Below are 21592 nucleotides of genomic sequence, written 5' to 3'. Positions count from 1 at the left end.
ATGAACCGGTTATATGAACTGTTAAAAGACCATTCAAACCTGAACCTCGAGGTTCTGGAACAACACTACCTCGCCCTGGACAACGAAGACGATGAACGGGAGCTGGGCAGAAGGCTTATTCAGGCTGGACTGATCAAACTTTCCGGCATTATGGAAATTGCCCTGCGGCACGACCTCTTCCCAAAAGCCGATTCGGTGCTGCGACGTCTGGCCGAAGCACGCCAGCGCCACCAGGTGATCAAACCCAAGGCCCACACCACCCGCTATCGGGTCAGCGAAGACGATGTGCCGGTCGACCAGATCGAGCTGATCGACATTGGCGTCAACCTGCCCATACCGGCGCCCAATCTGAAGTCGTTTCGCGATACCAGTACCGATGAAAAACAAGTGGCGGACATGGCCTTTGAGCTGGCGCAAATGAACCAGGTTCAGGAAGCCGAGATGTTCATGATCGATGCGCAGGAGGAATTCCCGAAATCGATGCGCATCTTCGTTTTGCTGGCCTGGCATTATTGCCGATGCCAGCATTTTAAAGACGCCATTCAGTGTTGCCAGGCAGGGCTCAAGCTTAACCCGTCGGTGTTTCCGCTGGTGGAATACATGGCCATTGCCGAACAGGCACTGGGTAAACACTTGCTGGCCATCAATCATTTTCAGAAGCTCGCCTGCCTGCCCCGGGTAAAACCCATCTGGTACATGCAGCTGGCCTTGTCGCTGGAACGGGCCCGGCTGAGCATGGACGCCAGACAGAACTATCAGACGTTTCTCGCACTGAACACCGACCCCGAATTGCAGCAATTCGCCCAACAACGCTCAACAATACTGGCTGGTTAAATGACTGAACCCCGAACCCTGGACACCACACCGCAAAGCCGCAAAAAAATTCGCCTGGGTGATCTGCTGGTCGAAGCCGGACTGATCTCCGAGGGTCAGCTTGGCCTGGCACTGCAGGAACAAAAGCACACGGGCAAGAAAATTGGCCGCGTGCTGGTCGACATGGGGCTCGTGCCGGAAAACAAGCTGCTCACCACACTGTCGAAGCACCTGGATATTCCCTTCATCGAAATGCGCCAGTTCCAGCTCAAGCAGGATGTGATGCAGCGGCTGGACGAATCCGTGGCTCGGCGCTTTCGTTGCCTGCTGCTCGCCGACAACGCCGATGGCTTGCTGCTGGGTATGGCCGACCCACTGGATCTGATGGCCATCGATGAAGTCGAAAAACGACTGAAGAAGAACGTCAAACCAGCCATTGTTCGCGAAGCCGAACTGCTGGCCACTCTGGATTCGGTGTATCGGCGTACCGGTGAAATTGAATCCATCGCGGTCGAACTGGAAGGTGAACTGCGCGAAAGTGATTTCGACCTGGCCAATCTGGCCGACGACAGCGACCTGCAAGACGCGCCGGTCGTGCGATTGCTGCAAAGTTTGCTTGAAGACGCTGTCGCGGTTAACGCCTCCGATGTGCACATTGAACCCGATGAGTCGGTGTTTCGCATTCGCATGCGCGTCGATGGCGTACTGCAGGAACAGGTGATCAAGGAAAAGCGGGTTGCCTCGGCGCTGGTGATGCGGCTTAAGATCATGTCGAACCTCGATATTTCCGAGCGACGCATGCCACAGGACGGTCGCTTCAACATTCGTGTTAACAGCAAATCAATCGACGTGCGCCTGTCCACCATGCCGGTGCAGTATGGCGAGTCGGTGGTGATGCGTTTGCTCGACCAGTCGTCCGGTCTGCAATCGCTCGAAGCGCTGGGCATGCCCGAAGCCATTCGCCGGCGATTCGAACTGATGGTCGAACGGCCCCACGGTTTGATTCTGGTCACCGGCCCAACCGGCAGCGGTAAAACCACCACGCTGTATTCCGCGCTGAATTTGCTGAACCAGCCCAACCGGAAGATCATCACCGCCGAAGACCCGATCGAATACCGCATGTCGCGCATTAACCAGGTGCAGGTAAACCCGCGCATCAACCTCGATTTTGCCAGTATTCTTCGGTCGGCCCTGCGGCAGGATCCGGATGTCATCCTGGTCGGCGAAATGCGCGACCAGGAAACGGTCTCCATCGGCGTCAGAGCAGCCCTGACCGGCCACCTGGTGATGAGCACCCTGCACACCAATGATGCCGTCTCCAGCGCCATGCGCCTGGCCGATATGGGCGTTGAATCCTATCTGGTGGCATCGGCCCTGCGCGGCATCATGGCGCAGCGGTTGCTGCGCAAGGTCTGTGAAGAATGTCGTCAGCCCTATCAACCGGAAGTCCGCGAGCAACTCTGGCTCAACAATCTGGCGGATGGTCGGTTCTCGCAACAGACTTTCTACCGGGGCACCGGCTGCTATCACTGCAACAACACGGGTTACCGCGGTCGAGTGGGTGTTTACGAGTGGCTGGAGCTGGATGAAGCCATGCTGATTGCACTGCGCGATCAGGATCACAACGCCTTTGTCGCTGCCGCGCGCGCCAACGCCCAGTTCAAACCCATGGAAGAATGGGCGCTTGAGTACGCGGTAGAGGGCATCACAGACCTGTCTGAAGTGTTCAAGATCACCATCGACCTGAACGATCTGGTGGCCGACCATGGCTGAGTATTTTTACCAGGGTCGCAACGCCGAGGGACGCCAGGTGGAGGGGCAACTGGAGGCAGCGTCGCAAAGCGCCCTGCTGCAATTGCTGAAACGCCAGAGCATCATCGCCACCCGCATTGAACCGGTGGCAAAACCCTCGTCCAACAACATTGATGTCTCGGCCCTGCTTGGCCGCTATACCCAGCGCAAGGCCAAAGTCAGTATCGACGAACTGATCATGTTTTGCCGTCAGATGTACGCATTGTCGCGTTCGGGCATCCCGCTGATGCGCGCCATCAATGGCCTCGCCGATGCCACCCGCTCGCCCCGCCTCGGCGAAGTGCTCGGCGATGTGGCGCGCATTCTCACCCAGGGCTCTCCCCTGTCGACGGCGTTTCGCAGCCACCCGGACGTATTCAACGACCTGTTCATCGCGATGATTCGCATGGGCGAATCCACCGGCCGGCTCGATACCGCTTTTCAACAACTGGTCAGCCACCTGGAACTGGAAAAAGACACACGCAAACGCATCGCCTCAGCAACCCGGTACCCCATCATTGTCGTTGCCGCCATATCCCTGGCGATGGTGGTCATCAACTTTATGGTGATTCCGGCCTTCGCCGGAGTATTTGCCAAACTGGGCGCCGACCTGCCCCTGCCAACGCGCATTCTGATCACCAGCTCCGACATCATGATCAGCACCTGGCCTTACCTGCTGGGTCTGGCTGTATTGGGGGTATACGCCTTCAAACGCTGGAAAAAGACGCCTCAGGGGGCTCTGGCATGGGACCGACAGATACTGCGATTTCCGCTGATGGGCGGTATTTATGAACGCATTGCACTGGGCCGGTTTGCCCGCCCCTTCGCTATGATGCTGGAGGCCGGGGTGCCGCTGTTGCAGGCACTGAGCGTGGCCAGCCGGACCGTCGGCAACAAGTACATTGGCAAGGGCATTGAAGGCATGATGTCGGGCATTGAACGGGGTGAATCGCTGCAGGCTACGGCCTCGGCCAGTGGTTTGTTCAACCCGCTGATTTTGCAAATGATCGCCGTTGGTGAAGAAACCGGTAATGTCGGTGGTTTGCTGGTCGACATCGCCGATTTTTACGACCAGGAAGTCGAATACGATCTGAAACGACTGGCCGAGGCGATTGAACCGATCCTGTTGCTGTTTATGGGCATGATGGTGCTGGTGCTGGCCCTGGGCGTGTTTTTGCCCATGTGGGATCTGGGTGCCGCCTTCGGCTAATAGCCCCGCGCCTTCGGCTAGACAAACAAACAGCTCACTCCTAAACTGACGTAACCGGGATGTACCCGACACGACTCAGGGATAGACGGGGATTGATGTATGAGTGAACTCGATTCTAATGGCGCCCGGGTACCTCCAGGCAGATGCCGCATAATCTCCCGCTTCTTCAGCAATCTGACGCCAGCATCCCTAAGCCTGATCGCCAGCCTGCTGGTCCTTTTTGCCTTGCCGGGTGTCAGAGCAAGCGACTTTCCCAACCGTCCACTGACCATGGTCATTGGATTCAACCCGGGCGGCAGTACCGACATTCAGGCTCAGGCCCTGGCTGAGGTGCTGGAAGACGAGCTTGGCCAACCGGTAGAGCGACTCTACCTGCCAGGCGCTGGCGGTGGCGTTGCGGCCGCCCTGGTAGCAAGCAGTACCGACCAGGGTTACCTAATGATGTTTGGTTCATCGCTACCCTATACTTTTACCCCCCTGGTAACCGACGCTTCCTTCGATCTGAACAGTTTTCGTTATGTGTCGGCACTGGCACTGGATCAGTCGGCGCTGGTCACCGGTGGTAACAAGCCGTACCGCACCTGGGCAGAATTACTTGACTACGCTCGCGACAAAGACGAACTGACGGTCGCCTCCCAGACCTCACAGGATCGCTTTGTCATCAATATGATCTCGCGTCGAGAGGGCATTCCACTGCGTATCGTGCCCACCACGGGAGGGGCTGGCATGGCACCCATGGTACTGGCGGGCGACGTTGACTTTGCATTCAGTGGCGGAACGCACACCCAGTACACCGAATCGGGCGAGATGGTCGTGCTGATGGGACTCGTTAATGAACGGCTGATTGGCTACCCGGACGCGCCCGCCATTGGCGAGCTCGGCTACGATGTGTCGATGCAGAACCCACGGGTGGTGGTGGTTCCCGCCGATACGCCGGACGACCAGGTCAGCGTTCTGTCCGCCGCCCTGTCCAAAGCCACGCAAGACCCCCGTTTTATTCAGGCCACCGAACGGGTTCGCCTGCCCATCACCTTCTGGGATGAACCCCGGTTACAGTCCTACTTTGAACAGCAAGTTGAAAACTATCGCTGGCTGATTCAGGAGTATGGTGAAGCCGATGAGAACTGAACATCCCAACTTACACGCCAACCGGGGTAAGAATGCCAAAGCATTCGACGCTTGACGCCAATGGGTCAGTGAGAAGGCGATTCCTTGAACTGAAATTCATTACCCGCATCGCCCTCGTCTTTGGTGCACTGGGGTTAATAACGCTCTTTTTTTCCATGCTTTATGCTGTCGAAACCGCACAGGACAGCCTCGACAGTGAAATTCAAAACACCTTGCGCCAACACCACCGGACAGCCGCCAACCTTTATACCAACCGGCTCGACCTGCTCGATGCCTATTTGCAAAGCGCGGCAGCCAACCGGGTATTCACCTCGATCGCCAGTGGTACTACCAGTCTCGATTCAGCAAACAACGATATAGCCTATATGTTTCAGGATTCGGCGCTGGGAAACAACATTGACGTCCTGTTCATCACCGACGCCTCCGGCCAATTGCTGTTCGATGCCAGCCTGCCCCTCTACGACATCAACCCCATGCTGGGCCAATTGCGTTCGCCCGTGCACTACACCCATCGCTGGCTGATCGAACATACTGAACCGCTGACGGTGATTCTGAAAGCAGCACCACTTTTTGACCCTGCCTCGCTCAGACTTCGCGGCTACCTCTATATTGGCCTGGCCATTGGTCAGAATCGCACGCTGCTGAATGATATTGCCAAACTGGCCGACGTTGATGTGATCAAGATCGGGCTGGGTGACCGGGAGCTGATACGCCAGACCGAACTGGACTATAGCGGCGGCGCGTCCTATGCGCAGCCATTCGGTGTCGTTGAGCAAAAAGACAATGTCTATCTGAAAACACGGCCATTGGACATTGCCAGCAACCGCGATGATGTCTGGATCGAGCTCGGCCTGTCGGCCGACCACTTTCCGCCCGTAGCTGAAACCTACCAAAGAACGTTCTTTGCCCTGTCGGCCGGGTTCATTTTGCTTTTTGCATTCGCCACCTGGCTGGTCCATCTGAACCATAACCGGAGCATCAGTAATCTGTTGCAGTACATTGCAAATACCCGGCAAAGTACCCGGGCTGCACCGTTTAAAACCGGTGGCATCTACGAGCACAATCAGGTCGGGCTTGCCATGCAGCGCATGGTGTACGAACTGAATATTGCCGCCAACGTGTTTGAATCGGCACAGGGCATGCTGGTCACCGATGGGGCAACCCGTATTTTAAAAGTCAATGAAGCCTTCACCCGGATGACCGGTTACCGACAGGAAGACATTGCCGGCTCACTCATGAGTCTGATAGAACCTAACCGGCATGACGAAGACATCAACCAGATCATTGAACAAAGCCTGGCCAGCACCGGCAGCTGGCAGGGCGAAGCCTGGGGGCAACGAAAGAACGGAGAGTATTACCTGCAATGGATGCACATTACCGCCGTGTTGTCGGATGAGGGCGACACCGTGCAGAACTTTGTCGTGACCATCGTTGATACCACGGAACGCAAAGCGGCCGAACAGCGCATTGAACAACTGGCCTTTTATGACCAGCTCACCAGCATGCCCAACCGACGCATGTTGATGGACCGCCTCACCAGAGCGCTGGCAGCCGCTACCAGCACCGAACAATATGGTGCCTTGCTCTACATCGACCTGGATGATTTCAAAACCCTTAACGATACCCGGGGGCACGATACCGGCGACCTGTTTCTGCAACAGGTTGCCGAACGGCTTGTCGGTTGCATTCGCCATACCGACACCGTGGCACGCATTGGTGGTGACGAGTTCATCATTTTGCTGGAAAGTCTCTCGGCGAATGTCAGCAATGCCACCGAATTTGCCGAAGCATTGGCCACCAATGTGCTGGACGCCTTCAGGCAACCATTTTTTATGCCCAATCTGGAACACTTCAGCACCCTGAGTATCGGGATTACTCTGTTCAGCAACCACTCGCACAGTGTTGATGAATTGCTTAAACAAGCTGATCTGGCCATGTATCAGGCAAAGGACGCAGGCAAGAACACCGCACGTTTTTTCACCCCCGACATGCAGGCCCGGGTGCTCGAGCACCTGGAAATGGCCAACGAAATTCGCACGGCCATCAAGGAACAGCAATTCGAGCTCTTTTTGCAGCCCCAGGTCGATGCCGACCACACCATTGTCGGGGCCGAAAGCTTGCTGCGCTGGCATCACCCCAACCGCGGCCTGCTGCCGCCGACCGAGGTGATACAGGTGGCAGAAGAAACCGGTCTGATTAATCCTCTGGGTGATTGGGTGCTCGAACGTTCCTGCGAAATACTGGCCGGCTGGGCAAAGGATCCGGCTCTGTCGCAGCTGACCCTGTCGGTCAACATCAGTGCGCGGCAGTTGCATCAGCCCGATTTCGTAGCCGAGGTAGTGCGCATTGTTCAACAGGCCCGTGCACCCGCTGCGCTGCTGAAACTCGAGTTGACGGAAAGCATGTTGCTGGAAGATGTGCAGGACACCATTGCCAAGATGCAACAGTTACGTTTGCAGGGCATCGGGTTTTCTCTCGATGATTTTGGCACCGGCTATTCGTCGCTGTCCTACCTGAAACAACTGCCTCTGGATCAATTGAAAATCGACCGCACCTTCGTCAACGACCTGACCACCAACCCGGACGATTCCGACATCGCCCGAACGATCATTTCGTTAGCCTCAAGTCTGTCGATCAACGCCATAGCCGAGGGTGTCGAGACCGCCGAGCAAGCGCGGTTACTGAAACAGTTTGGCTGCCAGGCTTATCAGGGCTACTACTTTGGCCACCCAGTGCCGCTGGCAGAATTTGAACGCAGTGTAAAAGCGGCGTACCAGCCAGGTTAGTGAACCGTTCGCGGATGCGAGAGACGCGCTTGTAACACGGCGGTAACCGACTTATTCTCTGGCTTTACTCAGGTTGGCGTTAGACCGACCCGTTATTAGTCATGTCAGGGATGATCCAGCTGGATACACAACGATGCTTGATCACTGGCCCGCCCCCGTGCGCCGCACCCTGTTTAAACTGGTCGGTGTTAACTGGGCCGAGCAATTACTGAACGATGCCTGGCAAACCGGCGATGGCGAGCTGCATGCCATGCTCGACACCCTGTTGCGCCGAAACCAATTTTCGCTGACTGCCGAGAACACCGACCTGCTCGATGACCTGGGCAGTTGCATTGTTGCCGGTAATCATCCGCATGGTCTCTTCGACGGGCTGGGCCTGGCCTGGCTGGCCAGTCGAACCCGGGTGCCGACGCGCATCATGGCGCGTAATTTTCTGAACGTGTTTGGCCCGCTGCGCAAGGTGTTTCTGTCGGTCAACCTGGACAGCGAACGTCGCTCTCTGGGTGGCAGCAAAACACTGGCGGCTGCCAGCCAATGGTTGCAGGAAGAGGGGCGGCTGGTCATTACGCCGGCCGGCGGGCTGAGCCAGGCGCGACCATTCTGGGGGAACGCCACAGACCCCACCTGGCGTACCGGCATCATTCGGCTGGCTCGCGAGACCAACCGCCCCATCGTGCTGGTCGATGTGCAAATGCCACGCGCGCCTGTGCGCCAGCTGTTGCATCGCATTCACCCGGTGCTGCGCGCGATTGTGCAGGTTTGGGCGTACCGGCTGGGCAGGCACCAGAGCATTCACATGCGGGTTGTCGAGGTGATAGCGGTCAATGACCTGCCGTCAGAGCGCAGCCTGTCAGACCAGGCACTCTGGTTGCAAAACCGATTACACCTGGCCCAACAGGCCGGTTAAACCAACCCGATACTGAGTTGAGGGGGGCGTCGCGACCAGAATGCCGACAACAACAAACCGCTGACCAGGTGCCAGACACCCCAGAACGCGGTAATCAGCATCATGCCACCGAGATTCGGGTAGAACGAAAACAGGATAATGAGCCCGAGACCCGAGTTCTGAATGCCGACTTCGAGAATGACCGCACGCCGCTGATCTTCAGGCAGTCGGGCCCAGGTGGCTGCCGCCCAGCCAAGGCTGAGTGCCAGAGCGTTGTGCACGATGACGAGGCCGGCAAAGGCCGTGGCATGTTCGATAAAGAGCCCACCATTGCGCGAAAAGGCAATTCCAACAAACACCAGGAAGATCAGCAGCGAGACCCAGCGCGCCGGCTTGTCAGCACGGGCCGCAAACCCCGGGAACTTGTGACCCACCAGCATGCCCAGTGCCAGCGGCACCCCCAGAACCCAGCCAATCAACTGCACCATGGCCAGCGGCTCGACGTTGATGGCCTGGACGATGGCCCGGGTTTCCGGTGCCAGTGAAGCGTAAAAGGTGAAGTTCAACGGGGTCATCACTATTGCCGCGAGCGAAGAAATGCCGGTCATGCTCACCGAGGTGGCAACATGGCCACGACTGAGAAAGGTGATGATGTTTGAGAAACTACCACCCGGACAGGCTGCGACCAGAATCATGCCCAGTGCCAGTGAGGGATCCAGTGATAATGCACGGGTGAGGGCGTAAGTGGCGGCTGGCAACAGAACAAACTGACAGACCAGACCAATCACCGGCGCTTTGGGCGACTTCAGTACGTAACGGAAATCGCTCATTTTGACCGACAATGCCGCGCCAAACATCATGATGGCCAGCATGAAGTTCAACATATCGAGGCTGGAAGGATCGAAAGCAATCTGGACTGAATCTAACACTCAAGACTCCTCAACGGGGTGTTTCAGGGCAAACAACAATGAGCTGACCCAATTCTTCAACGCTCCAGCATCAGGGCCGGCAGCTCATTCAGCATAGCCTAACAGTGTAGCGCTGGACTGGGATAACCACTATCACCGGAGGCCTTAGAGGGTAGCAATTCAACAATTTGGCTTCATACTTTACCTCGAACAGGCTTCCCGCCTTATTCAGAACATGGGAACCAAAGGAGCAATCTCGTGAAGTCACAAAAAACCGTATCGCTGGTACTTGGAAGTGGCGGCGCCCGGGGTATGGCTCATATTGGCATTATCCGCTGCCTCGAAGACCGGAACTACAAGATAACCAACATCGCGGGTGCCAGTATCGGCGCCCTGGTCGGCGGATTTTACGCGGCCGGCAAACTGGACCAGTACGAACGCTGGGTCTGCGCTCTGGAACGCACCGACGTCCTTCGCCTGCTCGACCTCTCCTTCAACGGCGGTGGCCTGTTCAAGGGCTATAAGATCATGGAAGTTCTAAAGCGCCAGGTCGGCGATGCGCAAATCGAGAACCTGCCCATCGAGTTTACCGCCGTTGCGGTCGATATCGAACGCCAGCGGGAGATCTGGCTCAACGACGGCTCCCTGTTTGAAGCCATCAGAGGTTCCATCGCCATCCCCTCTGTCTTCAAGCCGCATCCCTACCGGGGCATGATGCTGGTCGACGGCGGCGTACTGAACCCAGTGCCGATCGCCCCCACTCTGCGCACCCAGACCGACATGACCATAGCGGTCAACCTCAACGGCCGCGCTGACATGCTGGGCAGAATGGAAAAGGCGAAACACAAGAAGCCGGTCAGACTCTCCGAAGAGGCGCAGAATACGGTACACCGCGCCATCAACCGCTTTATTGACCGCTGGTGGTCGGAAAAAGCCGACACCACGGAACCCCAGAACCAATGGAGCATGCTCGAATTGATGAACCGCTCTATCGATACCATGCAAAACACCATTGCCCACATGAAGCTGGCCGCACACCAGCCCGATGTTCTGATTGAAATTCCACGGGGTGTGGGGGGCCTGTTCGACTATCACCTGGCCAGCGAAATGATCGAGGATGGCTATCAGCTGTGCGCTGCCGCACTGGACCGTTACGAGGCCAAGCAAGGCTTTGCCGACCTGACTGACGAAAAGATTGAAGTCGGCACCGACGAGCTGTAATGCGTTTTAGCAGCTCGCCTATGCTGATTCGCGGTCCTCGTTGCGGCGCTCTTCGGGTGGACCCACATCCTCTTCGGAATCCGGGTGCAGTGGCAGTACGTTGGGCGAGGTGCGCACCATGGCCACGTACTGGCTTTCGTGGTCTTCCGGACGTTCGATGATGCGTGAACGAATCAGCTGTACGCTCAGTACCAGGCTGAACAGCGCCAGAGTGATCAGGTAATAGGCCGGCAAGCCACCGGCGCCCAGGTATTCGAGCGCCAGCCCCGCCGCCGCAGGCCCAATGAACGACCCGAGACCATAGAGCATCAACAAGCCACTGGAGCCGGCAACCAGGTGGTCCTTGTGAATCCGGTCGACCAGGTGGGCTACTGATATCGGGTAGACCGCCAGCACCAGCCCGCAGAACAGGACCGACAGTGCCGTCATCAGGGTGCGTTCAACCGGTAAATACCAGGCGCTCAGCGCCATCCCCAGTGCCAGTAGAGTGCCGAGTACGAAGGTCACCAGAATGACACGGCGCCGGTCCATCCGGTCCGACCAGCGCCCGACCGGGTATTGAATCAGCGCACCGCCGAGAATCGACAGGGAAATAAAGGCCGCCAGCTGATTTTCGGTATAGTCGAGGCCCGCCACGAACAAGGGTGTTAGCCCCCAAAAAGGCCCCATGATCAGGCCAGACACCACCACGCCAGTCACCGCAACCGGCGCGGCATCAAACAATTTCAGAATACTCATCGACGGCATGTCGACAGGCACATGAGGCTGCTGCAGACGCGTCCAGGAGACCGGCATGATGGCTGCAGTCACCAGAAAGCTGGCCAGCACAAACAGGGTGTAGCTGGTGGCGCTGTCGATGCGCAGCAACTGCTGGGAGGCCGCAATCGCCACCAGATTCACCAGCGTATAGATTGAAAACACCCGGCTGCGGTAGGCATCCTGAGTCTGGCCGTTCAGCCAGCTCTCGATCACCGTATACATCACGAACACACCGAACCCGGTAAAGAACCGGATCACCAGCCAGGCCAGCGGCGAAATAATGAGCACATAGGCCAGAATGCTGCAGCCCAGCAAGGCCGTGCAGAAGGTAAAACAGCGAATGTGACCCATACGCTTGATCATCGTCGAGGCCATCAAGGTGGCCACCAGCGCACCGAGAAAGTAGACCGACGTCAGGATACCCAGATATTGACCGGAAAAACCTTCAGCGACACCGCGCAACACCAGCAAAGTACTCAGCAGGCTGTTGCCCAGCAATAACAGGCAGATGCCCAGAAACAGGGCCATAATTGATACAAGAATTGAACGCATACCACTTCCGTACGGCTTTGGAACAGGGATTGAAGCCCGGCAGTATAGACTAAACCGGGGCGAATCAAGCAGGCTAAAAGTCGACTAGACTGAAGACAGGTGACACCGCCTTATATCACCTATATATTAGACTGCACTAATAAAAGGAGTCATCGCTATGAAGATCAACATGGGCACGACCGATCGCACGCTTCGCCTGATCGCCGGTATCATCCTCATCGCGCTGGGGCTCACCGGAGTCATCGGCTGGTGGGGCATCATCGGCGTAGTGCTGGTGGCCACCGCTGTTGTACGGGTTTGCCCTGCCTACCTGCCGTTTGGGCTGTCGACCTTGCGCAAGAAATAACAGCCGACACTGTTCAGCGGTGATCGCTGTCCCAGTTAAACAACAGGGCGGCGATGCCCAGAAACAAGGCTGTCATCCCGAGCAGGATCAGTAAATGGTCACTCACCTGCATCAGGCTTGCGCCTTCCGTCGTTATCTCCCGGGCGGCACTTACCAGGTGCGTCAGCGGCAAGGCATTGGCGATGGATTGCACCATTGGCGGTGCCCCTTCCAGCGAGAACCAGACTTGCGACAAGCCCATCATCGGCCAGGTGGCCATGTTCATCAGGCCGCCTGTCAGTTCCTCACTTCGCGACCGGCTGGCCACCGCCAACCCGAGTGAAATCAGCGCCAGAGCGCCAATGAACAGCGTCAGCAACAAACTGAAGGCGTTGCCCAGCATCAGCGTCGACAAGGCCCAGTGACTGCCAAAATAGATGATCGATGCCACCAGCATGACGGTCAGCAGTCGCGACAGAATCTGCGCCGACACAAACTCGAACGCCGACAGCGGCGTTGCCTTGAGCCGTTTCAAAACCCCATTCTTACGGTAGCGGACAATCGCATAGCCAACCCCGAACAGCGAACTGAACATGATGTTCATGCCGATGATGCCGGGCAGCACCCAGTCAACGTAGCGAATCGGCTCGCCCTGCACCACACGCCGGTTGAACTCGGGATCCGCATTGACCAGCAAACGTTCAGCCACATAGCCATTGCGACTTTCTTCGTTAACCCAGTACAACTTCCGGTCAAGATCCAGCACCAGATCAATCTGATGGCGCCGGGCCCGGTTCAATGCCTCGTCTAGCTCCTCGTAGGGCACAAACTGTATATGGCTTAGCCGCATGAAGGCGGGCTGTGAGATATAGGCATCCTGCTCACTGATGATCCCAACCTTGAACATCGGCATGCCCTGGCCAAAAATGAAATAGAAACCAAACACCAGCAGAAACGGAAAGGCAAAGTTCCAGGCGAGTGAACTCCGGTCACGCCAGAATTCCTTGTTGCGGGCATTAAAGACGGCCAGCAGACGGCTCATCATCGGGGGTTCTCCTTTCGATCAGGCGCGCAGGGCATGGCCGGTGAGTTTAAGAAAAAGATCTTCCAGATTGGGGCTTTTCACCTGCAGGCCCGTCAGCGAGACCTGAGCGTCGGCAAGCTGGCGTACCGTGGCGTCCACCGCTGTCGTCTGAATCTCGACCCGCTCCCGGTTCATGAGCATCTCGAAGGGCAAGACCTTCCCCTCGACCGCCGAGGCTGGCAAGTGCACCATAACGCCCTCAAAATGACGATCTAGCAATTGAGCCGGAGACCCCCGCTCGACAATGCGCCCTTTATCCATAATGGCAATGTCGTCGCAGAGGGTTTCCGCCTCGTCCATATAATGCGTGGTCAGCACAATGGTCTTGCCACGGCGCTTAATGGCTTGCACCAGCTCCCAGAAATTCCGGCGCGACTGCGGATCCAGCCCGGTCGTCGGCTCATCCAGAAACACCAGGTCCGGATCGTTAATCAACGCCAGCGCCAGCAACAAACGCTGACGCTGGCCACCTGACAATTTGCGCGCATCCCGGTTCAGAAACTCACCCAGTGAACACAATTCGACCAGTTCATCCCGATCAATGGTTTTCGTATAAAAGGCAGCGAACAGCTTCAAGGTCTCGCCCACCGTCAAATAGTCCTGCAGGGCCGTATTCTGAAACTGAATACCCACCCGCTCGAACGCTTTCCGTGAGGCCGGTTCACCAAAGAGTCTTACTTCGCCCGAGGTGGGTTTGCTGATGCCTTCCATCATTTCAATGGTGGTGGTCTTACCCGCACCGTTCGGCCCCAGAAGCCCGAAGCATTGCCCTTTAGCCACCGAAAAACTGATGCCGTCAACGGCCGTAAGCTGTTTGTAGCGTTTCACCAGATTGTGAACACTCAAGAGATCGTTCATTACAACGCCTTGTTTATGGGCTCTAAATTTGTAGTTAGCCGAGGTGACTAGCGCCGGTTGCCGGGGTTGCCTCTATGGGGAAGTCCGCAGCAAGGATGCTGCGGCCTAGGCTCCAGGGACGGATTTACGCCGACCCCATAGAGGCAACCCCGGCGGCCGGAGCGGACCAGTGCCACAAAGGGACTCCAAACGCTGCGGCAGGGTACCCTGACCCGGATTCGTCCGCTATAGCCGATAAGTCATTCCCGCCCGGGGGGTGCCAGTGCTAGACTGGCCAGTCTGCATTTAACCGACACCGGGACCGCCCAACTGAGCGCGGCGCATCAATCCCGGTGACGGCATTAACCATTGAGGACTCTGTGTGATCCCTGAGAAAGTATTAGTGGTCTCTCCCGCCCTGGCGGAAACCCTGGGATTGGAAGAGGCGCTATTGTACCAACTCCTGACGGAAATGGCCCTGCTGCTCGGGTCACGGGTCACCCTGACTGAACACCATCGACAGCAGCTGCTACCCTTCTGGAGCAGCGCCCAGCTCAGTGCCGTATTGCGCCGGGTTCAGGCACAGGGGCTGCTGACTGTGCATAATGAAGACCCCTGGCATGTGCACCTGGAAGACCTCGACGACAGCCTAGTACCACCCGAACCCTGGCCTGATGCGAAAACGGACGCCAAACCGGCAGAGGCCATACCGGTCGAGCGGGTTCCGGTTAGAAGCATGAACCGGCCGGCTCCTGCGCCAGACACGGGCAACTCGCCGCAATCAGGCATGAACGATGCCCGGCGCCGAAATCAGATGCAGGATGATCTGGCCTATCTGAAGCCCGAGAAACCCGACATGAACTCCGTGCGCGCCGAACGCACCCGGATGCATCCTGACTGGGAGCCCAGCCCCGAATTTCCCGGGTTGCTCTCGTTTCACGATATTCCACTGACCTATGCATTGGCGGAACTGCCAAAATTCAGACAGTATTATCAGGACAAAGACAGAGCCGAATTCAGCTGGGACGTCCGTTTCCTGAACTGGGTCCAGCGTTCCTGGCACGATCAACTGAACAACAAGGGCCGACATGAGCGAACCCAACAACACACCCAAGAGCCTGCAAACCCTGCTCGCGAAAAACGGGCTAAAGTCCGGGAAGCTCTCCGCAACATCCGGGACACCGACTGGTAGCGGCGGCGCGCTCGACCACGAGACCAAACTGCTGGTCAACATGATTTTCGCTCGCTTCCACCATATCTATACCCACAAATTCGAGAGCGCCTACGGCGATGAATCGACGCTGACACTGGCCAAGCGGGAATGGGCCTACAGTCTGGCCGGAACACCAGCGCATCTGGTTGAGTACGCTCTGGAACGCTGCAAACTCGAATTTGCCTGGCCACCGACCATTGCCGACTTCGTTCAGCTACTGCAACCCCAGCCCGAAGCGCTAGGGCTGCCAGGCATTCGTGAAGCCTATCTCGAGGCTTGCCAGAACAGTCATTCACCGGCCAACCGGCACTGGTCGCATGCGGCCGTGCACCTGGCGGCGCGGGATGTTGGTTTTTTCAGAATGCGCACAGAGGCCGAGCGTTACAGCTGGCCGCCGTTTGAAAAGGCGTATCAGGAAAGGGTGAATCAGGTGGCGCGCGGCGAGGAACTGGTGGTCAGCGAACCGGCCATCGCCCTGCCCGACCCGGATACCAGTGCAGAACTGAACCTGGTCAAAACACTCGAACAGGCCGGTGTTGAGGCGCCGGTCGCCTACAAGCTGGCCTACTATCTGGAGAAACCACCGGGTTCAGAGGTGCGGGAACGGTACCGGGAACACAGCCGCCAGCGGCTGGACGAGCTTGGCGTGACGGTCACGTTGCCAGCATAGTGTCTTAACCGGCGCCGCGACTGCCTAACCGATCGGTGTTCGTTCTTTCACTGGGCCTCAAGCCGTACTCGAACTCAGTTTACGGGTTCCATGAATCGGCTGCTGGCATAACCCACGCGGCCCTCGACCCGAATCCGGTTCCAGGTCCCCTGGGAGCCTTCAGGCTCCATCCAAACCCGTGCACCCTCTCCCAGCTTGATGATGACATCAGACTCAGTGGAGGGTGCCTCACGCACGTTCAGAATCGAAGCGGTCACTTGCATCAGAACGTCAGGTTCATCGGTCACCGGTTCAGCGATTGAGTCCGCACCTGGCACGGCTTCCGGTTCCGACTGTGACACCAGGCTCTGCGGCGACGCTTCGCCATCTGATGCCGCGACCGTTTCCTCTGGGTCGCTGACGTCGGTGACTTCTGCCTCCCCGGTGGATTCATCCTCTGGTGCTGCCAGCGAAGTCGCCTGTTCAGGGCTTGCCTCCGGCAAGTTTGATTGATCCAGTGTGCTGGCACCCAGAACCGATTCGGACATTTGGCTTCCTTCCGATTCGTCCGCAGAGGCGGCCAGGCTGGTCGCGGGTAATGGCGCACCCTGGTGCGACATTCTCGGGACCGGCTCACGCCCCAGCTGCGGCGGCCCCCAGACCAGAAACGCCAGACTGCCGGCGCCCACCACCAGACCTGCCACAAAGGCACTGGCAAGCCGGAAACGGCCGCCGTTTCTGCCATCGTCAACATTGCTGGTGCGCCGAATCGGGTCACTCATGCCGTACAAACGCCATTCGATCCGATCAAGATAACGCGGGTCTTCAGGTAACAGCGGGGCGCGTGTGACGTCTGTAGGCTGTTGCTCAAGTTCTTTCTGAACTTTTTTGCCAATATCGAGGATATGAAACTCAGGAACTTTCAGAACCCGGCCGAGCAACCGCAGTGCCAGAGGCACATGGCTGGGCAAGTCATGATTAACCAGCAACAATCGCCAGCAACTTTCGATCAGAAAAGGCAGTTGCTCTTTCGACAGGGTAGACGACAGCCATTGCAGGGCCTGCACATGATCGTCGATGTCTTTTTCTTCGAGGAAGATGCGCCAGCGCTGACTCAATTCGTCATCGGTATAAGGCAGCGCTTCACGCAGGGTAGCTTCCAGGTGCATTTCACTGGTGGGGTAGACGAACGCAAGCCATTGCAGCGCAAGATGCACTGCAGCCTGGGTTGAGTCAGGGTGGTGCACCCAGAACCGGGGCGTGTCCATGTAGGGGCTCGTTGCTGATGTCATAGTTCCGACATTCAACCACTGGATGAGCCGGTGCGCAACCGCCTTAAACGCCTTTACACCGGGCCGGAGCTTCGTCAGGGCGGCGCTTGCGTCGCGCGTTCACCCATAAAAAAGCCCCGAACCAGTCGGGGCTTTGCATTGGGCTCAATTAAGCCGGTGGTTATTCTTCGACGATGACAGCGTCAGCGTCTTCGAAGCCTGCCTTCTCTTCAGCGGTCACTTCACGCATGGACAGCTTGACCCGGCCACGGTTGTCGACATCGAGAATCTTGACGATGACGGTATCGCCTTCGTTGATCTCGTCTGTCACCTTGGCAATGCGGCGATCGGCGATCTGGGAGATGTGCACCAAACCATCCTTACCCGGCAAGAACTGCACGAATGCGCCAAAATCAGCGATCCGCACCACCTTGCCCTGGTATACAGAACCGGGTTCCGGCTCGGTCACGATCGACAGGATCTTGTTGCGCGCGGCCAGGGCAGACTCTTTGGTCGGGGCGTACAGGCGTACGGTGCCGTCGTCCTGAATGTCGACCTGGGCGCCGGTTTCTTCAACGATGGCGCGAATGGTTGCGCCACCCTTGCCGATCACGTCACGAATCTTGTCGGTATCGACTTTCATGGTGTCCATGGTCGGGGCGTTGTCAGACAGCTCAGTACGCGAGCTGGAGATCACATGCGCCATTTCACCCAGAATGTGGGTGCGGGCTGCGTGTGCCTGCTCCAGTGCGATTTCCATGATCTGCTCGGTAATGCCCTGGATCTTGATGTCCATCTGCAATGCCGTCACACCAACATCGGTACCAGCGACTTTAAAGTCCATGTCGCCGAGGTGGTCTTCATCGCCCAAAATGTCGGTCAGGACGGCAAAGTCATCACCTTCCTTGACCAGGCCCATGGCAATACCGGCCACCGGACGCTTGATGGGTACACCAGCGTCCATCATCGCCAGAGAGGCACCACACACAGAGGCCATTGACGATGAACCGTTCGATTCAGTGATCTCAGACACGACACGCATGGCGTACGGGAACGTCTCTTCGTTCGGCACCAGCGACAAAATGCCGCGCTTGGCCAGACGACCGTGACCAATCTCACGACGGCCTACGCCACCCATACGACCCGCTTCACCGACGCTGAACGGAGGGAAGTTGTAGTGGAACATGAAATTGTCGGTCATGGTGCCGTGCAACATGTCTTCCATTTTGCCATCGCGCAGGGTACCGAGGGTAACCGCAACCAGTGCCTGGGTTTCACCACGCGTAAACAGCGCAGAACCGTGAGCACTTGGCAGAACGCCGACTTCGACTTCAATCGGACGAACGGTCTTGTTGTCACGGCCATCGATACGCGGCTCACCCTTAACGATGCGGGCGCGAACCAGTTGCTTCTCGATCTTGGCGAACACACCTTTGACATCATCGGCGGAAGGCTGACCTTCTTCATCACCGGCCAGTGCTTCAACGACCTCGGTTTTCAACGCCGACAGCACGCCATAACGTTCCATCTTGTCAGACACCTGGTAGGCATCGGCAATGCGCGTACCGTACTGGCTGCTGATCTGCGCGATCAGATCGGTCTTCTCGGCCGCAGGGGTGAACTCCCACTTGGGCTTGCCGTTTTCAGTTGCGAAGGCATCAATGGCGGCAACGGCCTTCTGGTATTCTTCATGGGCATACAACACCGCGCCCAGCATCTGGTCTTCAGTCAGCTCATCGGCTTCGGATTCAACCATCAGCACCGCGTCTTTCGTGCCGGCGACGACCATGTTCAGGCGTGAGGTTTTCAGCTGGGTGTAAGTCGGGTTCAGCAGATACCCTTCGTCGTCGGTGTAGCCGACGCGTGCCGCGCCGATCGGACCGGCAAAAGGTACACCGGAGATGGCCAGGGCCGCAGAAGTTGCCAGCATGGCACAGATATCCGGATCGTCTTCTTTATTGGCAGAGACGACATTCAGCACAACCTGAACTTCGTTCATGAAGCCTTTGGGGAACAACGGACGAATCGGACGGTCGATCAGACGCGAGGTCAGCGTCTCTTTCTCAGAAGGACGGCCTTCACGCTTCAGGTAACCACCAGGAATTTTGCCAGCAGCATAGTATTTTTCCTGATAATGCACCGACAACGGGAAAAACGGCTGATCCGGGCGGGCTTCTTTCACGGCAACCACGGTGGCCAGTACAACAGTCTCATCGATGGTACACAGAACGGCACCGGTGGCCTGACGGGCGACGCGGTTGGTTTCCAGAGTGACAGTTTTGCCACCAAACTCGAAGCTGTGTGATTTGGGTGTTAAATGACTCAATGGAGTCTCCTTATGATCGATCATTGTCAAAAATGGACGCCGATCCCAACGATGCTTCTATCACTGGGCTTTGCGTTTGCGCTTCATAGGCGCTGCAAAGCCCAGTGATAGAAGCTCCTCAGGCGGGTTGTACCCGGCACTGGGAAGATATCGTTGTTCACGGTGGTCCTGATGTTTCACTGCCATTTGGCCATGCTACAGGCGCCAGGCACCAGCAGACCAGTCAACAGCGAGGGGAAGTTTAGCAACCTGCGAGGCAAACAGGGAGCATAGTGCAGAAATGACAAGGGCTCCTGACAGGAGCCCTTGTAACACGAAGCTTAAGCTTAGCGACGCAGACCGAGACGCTTGATCAGGCTGGCGTAACGGGAAACGTCTTTGCGCTTCAGGTAATCCAGCAGCTTACGACGCTGGTTTACCATGCGAATCAGACCACGACGCGAGTGGTGATCTTTACCGTGCTCTTTAAAGTGGCTCTGCAGACCTTCAATGTTCTTGGTCAGCAGGGCAACCTGGACTTCGGGTGAACCGGTGTCGCTCTCGCTGCCACCAAATTCTTTTACCAATTCTGCTTTTTGCTCGACAGTTAATGCCATGGTACAAACTCTCCACGAATATGCGTTCAATGTGAAATGGCCACCGTGCATATTAACAGTGACATTCCAGCCCCGGCCGCAAAGGCCAAAACCGGGCGGGATTATACATGACACTTCACCAGGAACAAAGCGGTGCCGTGGCTGGGACAGTTCTGTAGCTGTGGTCCGCGGAGGCTGCCGGTTATGCCTCTGTGGGGTCGGCGTAGACCCGTCCATGGGGCCTAGACCACAACATCCATGTTGTGGACTCCCCCACAGAGGCATAACCGACACCCTCCGCTCGTCTTTGGTGGCTTTACTCACCTGCTCTATGATCCGCTGGCGACCAACCGTAATGGTTGTAGAAGACTATCAGCCACCACCTCTCCCACACCAAGAAAACGACCACTGTCGTCGTCTTTGACGCGATATTGCCCTGGCTTAAGGTCCAGGCCATCGCTGACAGGGTTGCCGTGGCTGAAGCGCCGTGTCTGGCCTTCGGTAAGGGTGATGACAGGCAGGTCGACAAGCAGGTCGTCAAGGCTGAAGAGGTGCAGGTCGAGGGCTTCGGGGCCCTTTGCTTCCTGTTCGCTGATCAGCGCATCCAGCGGCACGGCGTTGTCCAGTGAGAACTGGCCGTGCTTGGTGCGTCGTAGCGCCGTGATGTGTGCGCCGCAGCCGAGGGCCTGGCCGATGTCATCGACCAGGGTTCGGATGTAAGTGCCTTTGGAGCAGTGCACGTCCAATACCAGCTCATCATCCGTCAGACTGACCAGCGTCAGGCTGAATATGGTCACCGGCCGAGGCTCTAGCTCTATGTGCTTGCCTTCACGGGCCAGCTCATAGAGCTTTTTGCCATCCCGCTTGAGCGCAGAATACATGGGAGGAATCTGTTCGATATCGCCGGTAAAGCGCTCTGCCAGCAGCGCCTCTATCTCAGCAAAATCGAGTTCGGGCACCGGGCGGGTTTCGGTGACTTCGCCTTCGGCATCAAGGGTATCGGTACGTTCGCCCAGTTTGGCAACCGCTCGATAGGCCTTATCGGCTTCCAGTAAAAAACGGGTAAATTTGGTCGCTTCACCCAGGCAGAGGGGCAACAGACCCGTTGCCAACGGGTCCAGTGCTCCGGTGTGACCGGCTTTTTGCGCCTGGAACAACCAGCGCACCTTTTGCAGCACACCGTTTGAAGACCAGTCCGATGGCTTGTCCAGCAAGATGACGCCGTCGATGGCGCGTCCTTTTCTGCGACGTGCCATGA

The 21592-nt window shown here is 57.3% G+C and carries 18 protein-coding genes; 10 read left to right on the top strand and 8 right to left on the bottom strand.

Annotated elements, in window-relative coordinates:
* From ACHUE7_RS10645 to ACHUE7_RS10620, 6 genes are all read left to right on the top strand, one after another.
* Entirely contained in the window at positions 1-834 is an 834-nt protein-coding gene (locus tag ACHUE7_RS10645; RefSeq protein WP_394169936.1) for a tetratricopeptide repeat protein, read from the top strand.
* A complete protein-coding gene (locus tag ACHUE7_RS10640; RefSeq protein ID WP_394169935.1) occupies positions 835-2586 on the top strand; it encodes a GspE/PulE family protein in 1752 nt (583 codons plus the stop codon).
* Positions 2579-3814, top strand: a complete 1236-nt coding sequence (locus ACHUE7_RS10635; protein ID WP_394169934.1) for a type II secretion system F family protein — start codon at positions 2579-2581, stop codon at positions 3812-3814. Before ACHUE7_RS10640 ends, ACHUE7_RS10635 begins: the two co-directional genes overlap by 8 nt.
* 99 nt (positions 3815-3913) lie before the next feature.
* Positions 3914-4942 (top strand): tripartite tricarboxylate transporter substrate binding protein, encoded by a 1029-nt coding sequence (locus ACHUE7_RS10630; protein WP_394169933.1) that lies wholly within the window; start codon positions 3914-3916, stop codon positions 4940-4942.
* Between the two features lie 32 nt (positions 4943-4974).
* Positions 4975-7728: an EAL domain-containing protein gene (locus ACHUE7_RS10625; RefSeq protein WP_394169932.1), complete on the top strand. Its 2754-nt coding sequence runs from the start codon at positions 4975-4977 to the stop codon at positions 7726-7728.
* Positions 7729-7861: 133 nt separating this feature from the next.
* A complete protein-coding gene (locus ACHUE7_RS10620) occupies positions 7862-8635 on the top strand; it encodes a 1-acyl-sn-glycerol-3-phosphate acyltransferase (protein ID WP_394169931.1) in 774 nt (257 codons plus the stop codon).
* On the opposite strand, the gene ACHUE7_RS10615 is transcribed toward ACHUE7_RS10620, so the two are convergent.
* Positions 8632-9543, bottom strand: coding sequence for a bile acid:sodium symporter family protein (locus tag ACHUE7_RS10615; protein ID WP_394169930.1), 912 nt, complete (start codon positions 9541-9543; stop codon positions 8632-8634). The genes ACHUE7_RS10620 and ACHUE7_RS10615 overlap by 4 nt on opposite strands.
* Positions 9544-9780: 237 nt before the next feature.
* On the opposite strand from ACHUE7_RS10615, the gene ACHUE7_RS10610 reads away from it, so the two are divergent.
* On the top strand, positions 9781-10743 hold the full coding sequence (locus tag ACHUE7_RS10610) for a patatin-like phospholipase family protein (RefSeq protein ID WP_394169929.1): 963 nt from the start codon (positions 9781-9783) through the stop codon (positions 10741-10743).
* A gap of 18 nt (positions 10744-10761) precedes the next feature.
* Here the strand turns inward: ACHUE7_RS10610 and ACHUE7_RS10605 are convergent, their stop codons facing one another.
* Complete coding sequence (locus ACHUE7_RS10605; RefSeq protein WP_394169928.1) at positions 10762-12054, bottom strand: MFS transporter; 1293 nt, start codon at positions 12052-12054, stop codon at positions 10762-10764.
* A gap of 157 nt (positions 12055-12211) precedes the next feature.
* Here ACHUE7_RS10605 and ACHUE7_RS10600 point away from each other — a divergent pair, with 157 nt between their 5' ends.
* The gene (locus tag ACHUE7_RS10600) at positions 12212-12400 is read left to right on the top strand and encodes a YgaP family membrane protein (protein ID WP_127560581.1); all 189 of its coding nucleotides are present in this window, start codon (positions 12212-12214) and stop codon (positions 12398-12400) included.
* A 13-nt stretch (positions 12401-12413) separates the two neighbouring features.
* On the opposite strand, the gene ACHUE7_RS10595 is transcribed toward ACHUE7_RS10600, so the two are convergent.
* Positions 12414-13424 carry an ABC transporter permease gene (locus ACHUE7_RS10595; protein ID WP_394169927.1) on the bottom strand — a complete coding sequence of 337 codons (1011 nt, stop codon included), beginning with the start codon at positions 13422-13424 and terminating at the stop codon, positions 12414-12416.
* An 18-nt stretch (positions 13425-13442) separates the two neighbouring features.
* A complete protein-coding gene (locus ACHUE7_RS10590; RefSeq protein WP_394169926.1) occupies positions 13443-14321 on the bottom strand; it encodes an ABC transporter ATP-binding protein in 879 nt (292 codons plus the stop codon).
* A gap of 382 nt (positions 14322-14703) precedes the next feature.
* Between ACHUE7_RS10590 and ACHUE7_RS10585 the strand changes: the two genes are divergently transcribed.
* Complete coding sequence (locus ACHUE7_RS10585) at positions 14704-15492, top strand: DnaT-like ssDNA-binding domain-containing protein (protein ID WP_394169925.1); 789 nt, start codon at positions 14704-14706, stop codon at positions 15490-15492.
* A complete protein-coding gene (locus ACHUE7_RS10580) occupies positions 15389-16183 on the top strand; it encodes a replication protein P (protein WP_394169924.1) in 795 nt (264 codons plus the stop codon). The genes ACHUE7_RS10585 and ACHUE7_RS10580 overlap by 104 nt, the downstream gene beginning before the upstream one ends.
* Before the next feature lie 74 nt (positions 16184-16257).
* Here the strand turns inward: ACHUE7_RS10580 and ACHUE7_RS10575 are convergent, their stop codons facing one another.
* The 4 genes from ACHUE7_RS10575 to truB form a co-directional block, all read right to left on the bottom strand.
* On the bottom strand, positions 16258-17454 hold the full coding sequence (locus ACHUE7_RS10575) for an SH3 domain-containing protein (RefSeq protein WP_394169923.1): 1197 nt from the start codon (positions 17452-17454) through the stop codon (positions 16258-16260).
* A gap of 160 nt (positions 17455-17614) precedes the next feature.
* Positions 17615-19759 carry a polyribonucleotide nucleotidyltransferase gene (pnp, locus tag ACHUE7_RS10570; protein ID WP_394169922.1) on the bottom strand — a complete coding sequence of 715 codons (2145 nt, stop codon included), beginning with the start codon at positions 19757-19759 and terminating at the stop codon, positions 17615-17617.
* Positions 19760-20085: 326 nt separating this feature from the next.
* A complete protein-coding gene (gene rpsO / locus ACHUE7_RS10565; protein WP_127560569.1) occupies positions 20086-20355 on the bottom strand; it encodes a 30S ribosomal protein S15 in 270 nt (89 codons plus the stop codon).
* Between the two features lie 308 nt (positions 20356-20663).
* Positions 20664-21590, bottom strand: a complete 927-nt coding sequence (gene truB / locus ACHUE7_RS10560; RefSeq protein WP_394169921.1) for a tRNA pseudouridine(55) synthase TruB — start codon at positions 21588-21590, stop codon at positions 20664-20666.
* Positions 21591-21592: the final 2 nt, after the last annotated feature.

It is taken from the genome of Saccharospirillum alexandrii (genome assembly GCF_043641555.1).
GTDB classification, from domain to species: domain Bacteria; phylum Pseudomonadota; class Gammaproteobacteria; order Pseudomonadales; family Natronospirillaceae; genus Saccharospirillum; species Saccharospirillum alexandrii_A.
The sequence above is the reverse complement of the archived record's forward strand: the minus strand, read 5'-3'. Positions and strand labels throughout refer to the sequence as shown.

Bases quoted from the DNA above. Each gene is read 5' to 3' on its own strand.
- truB (WP_394169921.1), bottom strand. From the start codon at position 21,590: ATGGCACGTCGCAGAAAAGGACGCGCCATCGACGGCGTCATCTTGCTG.
- ACHUE7_RS10640 (WP_394169935.1), top strand. From the start codon at position 835: ATGACTGAACCCCGAACCCTGGACACCACACCGCAAAGCCGCAAAAAA.
- ACHUE7_RS10580 (WP_394169924.1), top strand. From the start codon at position 15,389: ATGAGCGAACCCAACAACACACCCAAGAGCCTGCAAACCCTGCTCGCG.
- ACHUE7_RS10590 (WP_394169926.1), bottom strand. From the start codon at position 14,321: ATGAACGATCTCTTGAGTGTTCACAATCTGGTGAAACGCTACAAACAG.
- rpsO (WP_127560569.1), bottom strand. From the start codon at position 20,355: ATGGCATTAACTGTCGAGCAAAAAGCAGAATTGGTAAAAGAATTTGGT.
- ACHUE7_RS10595 (WP_394169927.1), bottom strand. From the start codon at position 13,424: ATGATGAGCCGTCTGCTGGCCGTCTTTAATGCCCGCAACAAGGAATTC.
- ACHUE7_RS10625 (WP_394169932.1), top strand. From the start codon at position 4,975: ATGCCAAAGCATTCGACGCTTGACGCCAATGGGTCAGTGAGAAGGCGA.
- ACHUE7_RS10600 (WP_127560581.1), top strand. From the start codon at position 12,212: ATGAAGATCAACATGGGCACGACCGATCGCACGCTTCGCCTGATCGCC.
- ACHUE7_RS10575 (WP_394169923.1), bottom strand. From the start codon at position 17,454: ATGACATCAGCAACGAGCCCCTACATGGACACGCCCCGGTTCTGGGTG.
- ACHUE7_RS10635 (WP_394169934.1), top strand. From the start codon at position 2,579: ATGGCTGAGTATTTTTACCAGGGTCGCAACGCCGAGGGACGCCAGGTG.
- ACHUE7_RS10620 (WP_394169931.1), top strand. From the start codon at position 7,862: ATGCTTGATCACTGGCCCGCCCCCGTGCGCCGCACCCTGTTTAAACTG.
- ACHUE7_RS10645 (WP_394169936.1), top strand. From the start codon at position 1: ATGAACCGGTTATATGAACTGTTAAAAGACCATTCAAACCTGAACCTC.
- ACHUE7_RS10605 (WP_394169928.1), bottom strand. From the start codon at position 12,054: ATGCGTTCAATTCTTGTATCAATTATGGCCCTGTTTCTGGGCATCTGC.
- ACHUE7_RS10630 (WP_394169933.1), top strand. From the start codon at position 3,914: ATGAGTGAACTCGATTCTAATGGCGCCCGGGTACCTCCAGGCAGATGC.